The organism is Sporomusa sp. (genome assembly GCF_035561255.1).
Classification (GTDB): domain Bacteria; phylum Bacillota; class Negativicutes; order Sporomusales; family Sporomusaceae; genus Sporomusa.
On sequence record NZ_DATMXX010000118.1, the window covers coordinates 1 to 10,628 of the forward strand.

The following is a 10,628-nucleotide window of genomic DNA, read 5'->3' on the forward strand; positions in this document are numbered from 1 at the left end:
GTTCTTTATAAACGATATAGTTGTAATAAACCCGAAGAATACAAGGTGACGGTTCTGGCCGTATCCCTCTTTATAGAGGTGGATTTGCAAGGTCGCGGCTCGGCATATCGAACTCTTTTCCATGTAACAAACCGTTTTACCTGATCTATCGCCTTCGGTAAAGGACAAGGATATAGGAACTATGTTCCCATTTTTATACTGAATTCTGTAGAATGATAAAGTACGACATAGGTAAAAAATGACTCAAGAGAACCGTCCGAAACCACTGCTATATCCCTATTTTTTAACTAACCTTGGGTAAAAAGCGGAGTCAATCGGCAATAGGCTACCAAATTGACAATCCACTTTGTTTTAGTATTATTGAGTAGCCTAATGCTTTTAAAAAGGAATTAGACTCCTGCCCTCCCGAAAAATCCGATGGACTAAGTTCATTACTATTAGCAATTTTATTAGCTAAAGAAATAAGATATTTTGGTGGATAAGATTTACCATTTATAATAACATCATATTTGGATGAAGCTTTTTCTGGTGGGACCCCATTAGGTCAATATATTTTGCGGCTTTATTTATATGAGTCTGATTAATATTATCTGGTATCATTAGCGCACCTCGTTAGTCAATATTATCAGATTGAATGTCTTAGTGGCCTATATTGAGGAAAGCCACTAAATAGAAGCCCAATACTTAATGCCGGTAAACTATCTTAGTCATTATGATTATGTTAGTGAGTTGTCCTGATTGCTTTAATGGTGTCCATGTTAAATTGATTGCCTTTAAAGCAATTGCAGTATATCACTTTATATAACCGTAATTGATTACTATCTTCGGTCTTTATCTGATCTGCCGACTAGATAATCTAGCGACACATTAAAATAATCAGCAAGGGAAATAAGTCTAGCAATATTGGGTTCTCTCTCTCCTGATTCATAAAACCTCCAGGCGCGAGTGGTCACGTCTAGTAAATCGGCTAATTCCTGTTGTGATACGTTATGTTTTTGTCTCAACTCTTTTAATCGACTTGAAAGATTCATAATAACACTCCTATAATATTGACAGGAACAATTTGTTCTTATATAATAAAGAGGAACAAATTGTTCCTGAAATAATTTGTTCAAGAAGGTGGTGAATAAAAGAGTAACCTAAACTAGAGCAGACCTACAGAATGTAAGCCTGCATACAACGGCAAAGTCTGCCTGAAAATGTGTCCCAAAGACACGTGTCGCCTATCGTCACAACAAGGCGACTGCTGCTGATGGAGATAAATCGAACGGAAAACAGGGGTGTGTTCCACATGCGATTGTCTCCATTATAGCGCAGCAAGGGCCTGTCTTCAATGCGGGTGCTGAAGAAAATGCAGCAAATTAATTGCAGAGGTGAAATGAATGAAAGAGTTTGACGGGAAGATTGTTGTCGTTACAGGGGGGAGTGAAGGGATAGGCAAAGCGACTGTTCAGCGGTTTTGCGAGGATGATGCCCAGTGCATCATTGTGAGCAGGAATGAGGTCAAATGCCGGGACTATGCCGCTGAGCTTACCGGCAAGGGTTATAAGGCCGGTTACGTCAGCGCTGATGTCGGCAAGGTTGGCGAAATAAAGAGCATGGTCCGGACTGTTATGGAGCGTTACGGGCGGATTGATGTGCTGGTCAATTGTGCCGGGGTCAATGTAAGGAAATTGGCACTGGATTACACGGAAGAGGACTGGGTCTATATTATTGATATCAATCTAAAGGGGTCCTTTTTCTGTTGTTTGGAATGCGGGAAAGAGATGGTTGCCCAGGGTTCAGGCGCTATTGTGACCTTAAGCTCTTTGCAAGGCCATATCGTGTTGCCTGAGCGGACAATCTATGCGGCTAGCAAGGGCGGTGTGAAGCAGTTTACCAAAGGGATGGCCAATGAATGGGCCAAAAGCGGTGTCAGAATCAACTCGATTTCGCCTGCTTTCATCAGTACCCCGATGGTGGAAAAAGTAATGAACGATGTTTGCTGGCGGCAATTGATTGAATCACGTACCCCGATGGGACGGGCCGGAACTCCCCATGAGGTGGCGGAGTTGATCGTTTTCCTGGCATCACCGCGTGCCGGCTATATTACCGGCGCCGACATTGTCATTGACGGCGGCTGGACAGCCAGCTAAGCAGGGAGTAAACCGGAACGAAACATTACGAGGAGGCCGTGTCATGAAAAGATATCGTTGGGTAGTCCTGGGGCTTATGGTGCTGTTAACCTTTATCAACTATGTCGACAGAGCATCACTGTCGATCGTGGCGCCTTATGTTATGAAAGAGTTTGATCTTTCCCCGGCGGAGATGGGGGTTCTGTTCAGTGGCTTTTTTGCAAGTTATGCACTGTTTTGTTTTATCGGTGGTTATGTATCAGATATTTACGGTCCAAAGAAAACAATCACCATTGCGTTGATATTGTGGTCGGTGTTTGCCGCGGCCCCAGCTGTGGCCTGGAGTTTTGCGTCCCTACTTGTTTTCCGGATCGTCTTTGGCGCCGGTGAAGGGCCGGTAAGCTCGGTCACCAATAAAATGATCAATAACTGGTTTCCGGCAACCGAACGGGCCAAAGCCAAAGGTATTACCGATACCGGAATGTCGCTGGGGGCTGCCCTGGCCGGGCCCATCGTCGGCCTAATTGCCGTTCAATACGGCTGGCGGATTTCCTTTATTACGTTAGCTATGATGGGGTTTGTCTGGGTAATTTTCTGGCACAGGCTGGTAACCGATCTGCCGAAAGATCACCCTCATGTATCACCGGCAGAGTTGCAGGAGATTGAGGCAGGTAAGGTTACCTCGATACAAACCCCGGCAAAGCTTCCGCTTAGCTACTACATTAAGCAGCCAATCATTGTGGCTACCATTGTGGCATTTTTTGCCACAAATTACGCAACCTACTTCTTTTTGACATGGTTTTCCAGCTATCTTGTCATGGCCCATAATCTGAGCATTAAAAACATGGCCATCGTCAGTGTCATTCCCTGGCTGTTTGGCGCGTTAGGGTACGGTCTGGGTGGTTTTATATCCGATTATCTGGTTAAAAAACTCGGCAATCTGGTGTTGGCCAGAAAGCTTGTTATCTCGGTATGTCTGGCCGGGGCTGCCGTTTCCATCGGACTGTGCGGCATGGTGTCAACCGCGACGGCGGCTGTGGCCTTGATGTCGTGCGGTATATTCTTTGCGTATCTGGCGACCCCATCCTATTGGGCGATCATCCAGGACTCGGTACAGAGTGACAGTGTGGGCCGCGTGGGCGGGTTTGTGCATTTCCTGTCGAACACCGCCGGTATTTTTGCCCCGAGCATCACCGGATACATCGTCCAGGTCTCCGGTCACTTTACCAGTGCCTTCTTTTTAACCGGGGGCTTGGCGATAACGGGAGCCCTGTTGGTAGCGGTGTTTGCCAAACCGGTTAAGGGGTCTGCTGCACCCGGTATTTAATCAATTAGTGGCTTTTACGGTGGACGAAGATTCTTCACAAGTTAACTGGGGGAATTGTAAAAATGAGAGCGATGCACACAAGCCTGCCTGACTGGATTCAAAAGCTTAAAGCGGCAGTTTATCAGTGTTCTCCCCTGAAAACAGTAGTGATTAAGGGGATTGAGAATTTACAATATGCAAAATTCCAGTCGCTGCGGACCGGCAGGGTGGAATTTGCTGTCGCAGAGATTGCGGAGGACAGCCGGGTAGAAAATGTTGAGATTGTCGTTGTGCCGAGAATACCGGAAACCATGCATACCATTATTATCAAAGGGTTTGATAAGAGCGGCAGCCCGGTGAAGGCTATCCTGGAAAATACCAATATTCTGCACCCTACTGAGGATGTGGAGTTGGTTGGTTTTGCCGCAGTAGAAGACAGGCGGCCTAAATTAGGGGAGCATTAGCACCGGAATTAAGTAAATTTGAAGCGGGGTGAATGTATGAGTGACGCCAGGATAGAAGTGAGGTTGTTACCCAAAGGCTGTGGTCCCAAGCACGGTGCGCCGGTTGATATCGTCTATGTTGATGTTTGTGAGTTCGCGCAGGCCAAGCTTGAGATCGATGAAGGCCTGCAAATCATTGCAAAACATGTTCATTCACCGGTTGCGATCAATGTTTTTGATATGGAGCACGCCTATACAACCACCAGTGACGGTCTTTGTGTCGAGGGAGCCATTGTTGCGTTTGCTGCTGCCGATGGGGGTAAGATCCATCCGGAGTTTGGCCGGTTGTTCTGCAAGGAGCGGGAGGTAACCCCGGCAACGTTTGTCCGGGAACCGCATCTTAAGCTGGGCTATGAAAGGTTTTCGGGGCGCAAGCTGTTTATCGGACCAGACCCGGTGAAAAAGATTGTGCCTTTGCACAATGTGGCGATTAGCGGCCGCGTCGTGAATAATAATTCCGGAACTGAAGTCATGGATTGCGTAACGATGGAAGAAATGCTTGTACCTATTCTGGGGCAGTTGCAGATACTCAGAGATCAGGATATTCTCTGGGGTATTACCGGGAAGGAAATTTCCGTGGGCATTGGCTGTACCATTATTGAAGATTATAGCCGGTCACAGCAATTCTTGAAGTGTAAGCCTGGTGATACGGCGCATAATTCCGGTGTCTATGCGCAAACCCTGAAGGCCAGGCTGCCGTGTATTGTAGCCCCGAAAGATGTGCTGGCAAAGGCCATCCTTGATGCGCTTGATTTTGGCTTGCGGCCGGCCTGTGAATTAGGCTGCTCACCGGCGGTCTTGCAGGTGGCAGCCGCTTACGGCGTGGAGCTCAATGCTTATAATATCACTCCGGCAGCGAGACTGGAATTAGCTGCAATCGGCATTAATGTGGATACACTGGCTCAGACCGCGCCTGCATTAAGCCGCGAGCAAATCATCCGGCAGGCCGATACCATTATTCCGGGGGTTGAGAATGCTGCCCGGATTAAAAGTGAGCAAGTGATAGAGAAAATCAGAATCAAAGTGTAGGTATAAACAGCCGGCAAAGTAGAGGTGACTGAAGTCAACATGGAAGAAGTCGTTATTATTCCCACAGGCGATGAAATCAGGCAAGGCCTTGTGCTGGACACAAATTCCCCGCAGATCATGGAACTGGTCCTTGGGTTTTGGCCTGCGTGCCGCATTGTCAGAACTGTTCCGCCCCCTGATAGGAAAGCGGAAATTCAAAAAGAGGTGCGGGGTTGGGGCCAAGGCCGGGGAATTATATTTTTAACAGGTGGTTCCGGTGGCGGTAAAATGTGTAACAGTGGTTTGGCTGTTGACTGTACTCATGAAGCTGTCCTGGAAATTGTACAAGGGTGTGAGGCAGTTGAACTGATTGGCAGCAACGGACATCTTCTGGCGAAAATTGTTGTGGGCAGATTTGAAAATAAGTTAGTTGTTACCCTGCCCGGACCTACTGTGGAGGCTGTCAGCGGGGCTAAGGCCGTTTTGGGAAATACAGTAGAAGATGTTGATGTTAAGACATTGGCATTGCAGGTAGCCCAGGCTATTTTTGCGCAGTATCCAGTGAAAATCCAGCTTGACGCGAGAAAAACATTTCCGCCTGCTTTAAACAAGGAACCTGCCGGCAAATAACGTGAGCATCAATTGGAATGATTAAAGGCCGGAGTTGATTACTAATGGGCTGTGAACGCATCATTATCTATGTGGATAAAACCGTGGTCAAGGTTGTGGGGATAAAGATAGACCGGATTAATCTAACTGAGATCGAACAGAAGTTAATTGAGCGGTTAAACCGTCCGGTAAGGGTTATCGGCGTGTCCGGGGAAGGCTTGGAATTTGATGTATATGAATTCTCGCCGGAGCAGGTATTCAAAAATGAATGGAATATTGTTGAGGTTATTGCCAATGAGGGCATAACAGGGACTGAGATTGCCAGAATCGTGAAGGCTGAGCAAGTCCCTGAGATTGCTTTTGATGATTTGGTTTCAATCACAGCCCAGAAGGGCGGTTGCACGGCAGAAAAGTGGCTTCAATTAAAACCAAACACCCAAGAGGTGCGGTAGGTTGAAAGAGTGATTGTGGTGTTTATTTTTGTTTTCCAACAGGTGGTAAGCCCGCTTGTAGCCTTATTAGTTATAGGGTATGGAACTACGGGGAGTATCGGCAGCCACCAAGCCTTGCTTGCCGCAATTAGTAAACTGCAAGCAAGGCTTGCATGTGAGAGAAATGCCCTGGAGCGGATCTGTGATCCTGCAGCTATTGATTTTTGGCTGGCCAGGCAGGGCCGGTTGTTTGCGATTGAAAGCATAGAGGCCATTGCTTTGAGTATCAACAGCCAAACAGTGACGGCTGCCGGGGGCGGGGTCATCGGGTCCCCCTTTGCAGAGCTTTTGCCGGCGCCAAGTCAACTGGAATTTCTAACACAGGATATTTGTATTGTAGCCTTCCCGGGAGGCCCGGGGGTGGCCTTGATGGGAATCAATCAGGAGCAGGGCGAAATTTTCATTACTAAATTAAACCAGCTTACCAAAGGAGCCAGAGAACCTTCACAAATCTTAAACCTGGCTGAAACAACGCCTGCGACAGCGGCCGTGGTTATTCTGGACGGCTGCGGAGGGCAGCAAACCGGTGGTGGCGGTTTTTTCATCCGGCAGTCTCAGACCAAGAAAACCTATCGTGTGCCAGGGGGCAGCATGAGTGGTGCCTGCAGCCTGGAGTTGTATCACCAAACTTTTACCGTAAGGAGTAATTGAGCATGACAGAGCGCAGACAACAAACCATGGATGGGAATACTGCAGCCGCCTACGTTTCCTATCATTTTACCGAGGTGGCGGCCATTTACCCGATTACACCTTCCTCCCCAATGGCGGAGCTGGTTGACGAGTGGTCTTCCCAGGGACGTAAAAATTTATTCGGCCAACCCGTGCGGGTGATGGAAATGCAATCTGAAGGCGGCGCGGCAGGAACCTTTCACGGCTGTCTTCAGGCCGGCGCGCTGGCTACAACCTATACCGCTTCCCAGGGGTTGCTGCTGATGATTCCCAACATGTATAAAATGGCCGGGGAACTATTACCTGCTGTTTTCCATGTAAGCGCCAGAGCGCTGGCGACTAACGCACTAAGCATTTTTGGTGATCACCAGGATGTTATGGCTACCCGCCAGACCGGTTTTTCCCTGCTGGCAGCCAGCAGTGTGCAGCAGGTCATGGATTTGAGCGCAGTGGCGCATTTGGCGGCCATCAAAGGCAGGATACCGTTTCTCCATTTTTTCGACGGCTTCCGTACCTCACATGAAGTCCAGAAGATTGAGGTGCTCGAATGGGCGGAAATGGAACAGCTGCTGGATAAAGAAGCAGTCCGGGAGTTCCGCAGCCGGGCGCTCAACCCGGATCATCCGGTACTCAGAGGCACGACCCAGAATCCGGATATTTATTTCCAGACCCGCGAGGCGGTTAACCGGTTTTACCCGGCAATCCCTGGTCTTGTTGAGTATTATATGGGGGAAATTAATAAACTTACCGGTCGCAATTATCAATTATTCAATTATTACGGGGACCCGGCTGCCGGCCGTATTATTATTGCGATGGGATCAGGCTGTGACGCGATCCGAGAAACGATTGATTATCTGAATGCCGCTGGTGAAAAAGTTGGCCTTGTTGAGGTTCATTTGTACCGACCTTTTTCCATTGAGCATTTGCTGAAAGCAATTCCTGCGAGCGTGCGGAAAATCGCTGTCATCGACCGGACGAAAGAACCCGGAGCGGCGGGAGAGCCGCTGTACCTGGATGTCAGGAATGCATTTTTCGGCAAAAAGGCTGCACCGGTCATTGTCGGCGGCAGGTATGGCCTGGGATCAAAGGATTTTACTCCGGCCCACATTGCGGCAATCTATGAGAATCTGGCTCTTGAGAATCCGAGGGAAGGTTTTACTGTCGGCATTGTGGATGATGTGACCTTTACTTCTCTGCCTGAATATCCGGAAGACATCAATACGACCCCGGCCGGAACAACCTGCTGCAAATTCTGGGGACTGGGCGCAGACGGCACTGTAGGTGCCAACAAAAATACTGTTAAAATTATCGGCGATCATACCGACTTGTATGCGCAGGCTTATTTTGCTTATGACTCTAAAAAATCCGGCGGCCTGACGATATCCCATTTGCGCTTCGGCAGGCAGCCCATACAATCTTCCTACCTGATCACCAAGGCTGATTTCGTGGCCTGTCATCATCAGTCTTATGTGCTTCAGTATGATGTACTGGCCGGACTAAAACCGGGAGGAAAATTTTTACTGAATTGTTTATGGACCCCAGCGGAGCTTGAGGCCAATATTCCGGCAGCGATGAAACGCTACATTGCCAGTCACTCGATCGGGTTTTACATCATCAACGCAGTCGACATTGCGCAGCAACTGGGCCTTGGCGGCCGCATCAACATGGTGATGCAGGCGGCATTTTTTAAACTGGCGGCCATTATTCCGCTTGCCGACGCTGTCCGTTATCTTAAGGACGCGGTTGTCCAGTCCTATGGTAAACAGGGACAGGCTGTCATCGACATGAACTGTGCGGCGATAGAGCGTGGTACTGAGCAGCTGCACCGGGTGAATGTGCCTCAGGCCTGGTTAAGTGCGGTCGATGAACAGATACAGTGCAGTGGTCGGTTACCGGAATTTATTGAACAGGTCATGCTGCCAATGAATCGTCAGCAAGGCGATCAGCTGCCTGTCAGTACTTTTGCCGGCAGGGAAGACGGGACATTCCCGCTGGGGGTTACGGCCTGGGAAAAGCGGGGTATTGCCGTCAATGTGCCGGAATGGCAGGCCGACAAATGCATTCAGTGCAATCAGTGTTCTTATGTTTGTCCCCACGCAGTCATCCGCCCGCTGCTGATAAATAATGAAGAGCTAAAAAATGCTCCTGAAGGTTTTGCCATAAAACCGGCCAATGGCTACCCGGGTCTTCAGTTTCACCTGGCGATCTCCGCGCTGGACTGCACCGGCTGCGGCAATTGCGCCGATATTTGCCCGGCTAAGGAGACGGCCCTGGTTATGAAACCACTGGCCAGCCAGCAGCCGCACAATGATGAACGGTGGTCTTTCGCTGGCACGATTTCGATTAAACCGGTTTCGGACAAGCAAAAGCTGACGGTAAAAGGGAGTCAGTTTGCACAACCTCTGCTTGAGTTTTCCGGGGCCTGCGCCGGTTGCGGCGAAACCCCGTATGCCAAACTGGTTACCCAGCTTGTTGGTGACCGTATGATGATTGCCAATGCGGCCGGCTGCTCGACCGTGTGGGGCGGCAGCGCTCCGTCTGTAGCGTATACTACGAATGCCAAAGGGCAGGGGCCTGCCTGGGGCTTCTCACTGTTTGAGGATAATGCTGAATATGGCTTGGGGATGCACATGGGTGTACAGCAGGTTCGTAGGAATCTGACCGGACTGATCCAAGCAGCGCTGGCGCAGCCTGTCGGGGAGACGATGGCAAGCGCCATGCAGGCTTGGTTAACCCATAAAGATAATGGGGAAGGGACCAGGGAGCGGGCTGAGCGGTTACTCGCTGTTCTGGAAGCTGAAAAGGGCAGTAATGCCCTGTTAAACGAAATTTATGGGTACCGTGATTTCCTCGTCAAACGGTCGCAATGGATTTTCGGCGGTGACGGCTGGGCTTATGATATTGGCTTCGGCGGGCTGGATCATGTTCTGGCCTCCGGCGAAGATATCAATGTTCTGGTCTTTGACACCGAGGTGTATTCCAATACCGGCGGTCAGTCCTCCAAAGCCACGCCTACCGCGGCGATTGCCCAATTTGCCGCCGGCGGCAAGGAAATACGCAAAAAAGATCTGGGTGTCATGATGATGTCTTATGGCTATATTTATGTGGCGCAAATCGCCATGGGTGCCGATAAGCAGCAGACGCTCAAAGCGATTGCCGAAGCCGAAGCATATCCAGGCCCTTCCCTGATTATTGCCTATGCTCCTTGCGTGAATCACGGAATCCGCGGCGGGCTGAGGAGTCAGCTGCAGGCCAGGCGGGCAGTGGCGGCAGGCTATTGGTCGCTGTACCGTTTTAACCCCCAATTACAAGCGCAGGGGAAAAATCCCTTCCAACTGGACTCCCCGGAACCTACGGCCAGTTTCCAGGAGTTCCTGCAGAGCGAAGTCCGGTATTCGGCGCTTCAGCGGCAATTTCCTGATAAGGCACAAAGCTTGTTTGAGAAAGCCGAGCGGGATGCGAAGAGCAGGATCGACAGCTACAGGCGGTTTTCCAGTCAGTAGTCCCACTCAAGAATATACCGGAAAAACGTTCGAAGAGATAAAAAAGAGCATTGAGCACGGGGCCGAATATTGGCTTGTGAGAGAACTTGCTCCTGTTTTGGAATACGCGTAAGGGCACAGGCCCTGTTCGAGCGGCAGCGGCAGGTCCGGGAAGAAGAAAAACGCCAGGCCATCCGGCGAAGATTGCTGCCAACAGAAAGCAATAATATAGTGCAATCCGGGCACTGGTTTGTTAAACATTCGGTTCTGTGGTTGATTAGAAAGCTGAAGACCTAAAACACGCCATTATCATGGTGGTTTAGGTTTGTCAGCTTTTTTGTTTCCCCAAGAAGTGTAAAATATTTCTTCTTATGGTAAAATAGATTGTCCTGCTTAGTAGCAGGATTTTTGTATTAATGAATGAATGCCTTTAATAACAATTATCT

At 49.3% G+C, this 10,628-nt stretch carries 10 protein-coding genes; 9 read left to right on the top strand and 1 reads right to left on the bottom strand.

The annotated features are described in order from the left end of the window. Positions 1-818: 818 nt before the first annotated feature. Entirely contained in the window at positions 819-1,031 is a 213-nt protein-coding gene (locus VN379_RS06910) for a helix-turn-helix transcriptional regulator (RefSeq protein WP_325532188.1), read from the bottom strand. Between the two features lie 351 nt (positions 1,032-1,382). Here VN379_RS06910 and VN379_RS06915 point away from each other — a divergent pair, with 351 nt between their 5' ends. The 9 genes from VN379_RS06915 (at position 1,383) to VN379_RS06955 (ending at position 10,479) form a co-directional block, all read left to right on the top strand. Further along, on the top strand, positions 1,383-2,135 hold the full coding sequence (locus tag VN379_RS06915; RefSeq protein WP_325532191.1) for an SDR family NAD(P)-dependent oxidoreductase: 753 nt from the start codon (positions 1,383-1,385) through the stop codon (positions 2,133-2,135). Positions 2,136-2,178: 43 nt separating this feature from the next. Beyond that, positions 2,179-3,441: an MFS transporter gene (locus tag VN379_RS06920; RefSeq protein ID WP_325532193.1), complete on the top strand. Its 1,263-nt coding sequence runs from the start codon at positions 2,179-2,181 to the stop codon at positions 3,439-3,441. 62 nt (positions 3,442-3,503) lie between these two features. After that, entirely contained in the window at positions 3,504-3,884 is a 381-nt protein-coding gene (locus tag VN379_RS06925) for a hypothetical protein (RefSeq protein WP_325532195.1), read from the top strand. 36 nt (positions 3,885-3,920) lie between these two features. Continuing rightward, positions 3,921-4,952, top strand: coding sequence for a hypothetical protein (locus tag VN379_RS06930; protein ID WP_325532197.1), 1,032 nt, complete (start codon positions 3,921-3,923; stop codon positions 4,950-4,952). A gap of 39 nt (positions 4,953-4,991) precedes the next feature. Beyond that, positions 4,992-5,561 carry a molybdopterin-binding protein gene (locus tag VN379_RS06935; RefSeq protein WP_325532198.1) on the top strand — a complete coding sequence of 190 codons (570 nt, stop codon included), beginning with the start codon at positions 4,992-4,994 and terminating at the stop codon, positions 5,559-5,561. 44 nt (positions 5,562-5,605) lie between these two features. Continuing rightward, complete coding sequence (locus tag VN379_RS06940) at positions 5,606-5,992, top strand: hypothetical protein (RefSeq protein WP_325532199.1); 387 nt, start codon at positions 5,606-5,608, stop codon at positions 5,990-5,992. Positions 5,993-6,010: 18 nt separating this feature from the next. Then, positions 6,011-6,682, top strand: coding sequence for a hypothetical protein (locus VN379_RS06945; protein ID WP_325532201.1), 672 nt, complete (start codon positions 6,011-6,013; stop codon positions 6,680-6,682). A 2-nt stretch (positions 6,683-6,684) separates the two neighbouring features. Then, a complete protein-coding gene (gene nifJ / locus VN379_RS06950) occupies positions 6,685-10,203 on the top strand; it encodes a pyruvate:ferredoxin (flavodoxin) oxidoreductase (RefSeq protein WP_325532203.1) in 3,519 nt (1,172 codons plus the stop codon). 69 nt (positions 10,204-10,272) lie between these two features. Next, positions 10,273-10,479: a hypothetical protein gene (locus tag VN379_RS06955; RefSeq protein WP_325532205.1), complete on the top strand. Its 207-nt coding sequence runs from the start codon at positions 10,273-10,275 to the stop codon at positions 10,477-10,479. Positions 10,480-10,628 lie beyond the last annotated feature (149 nt).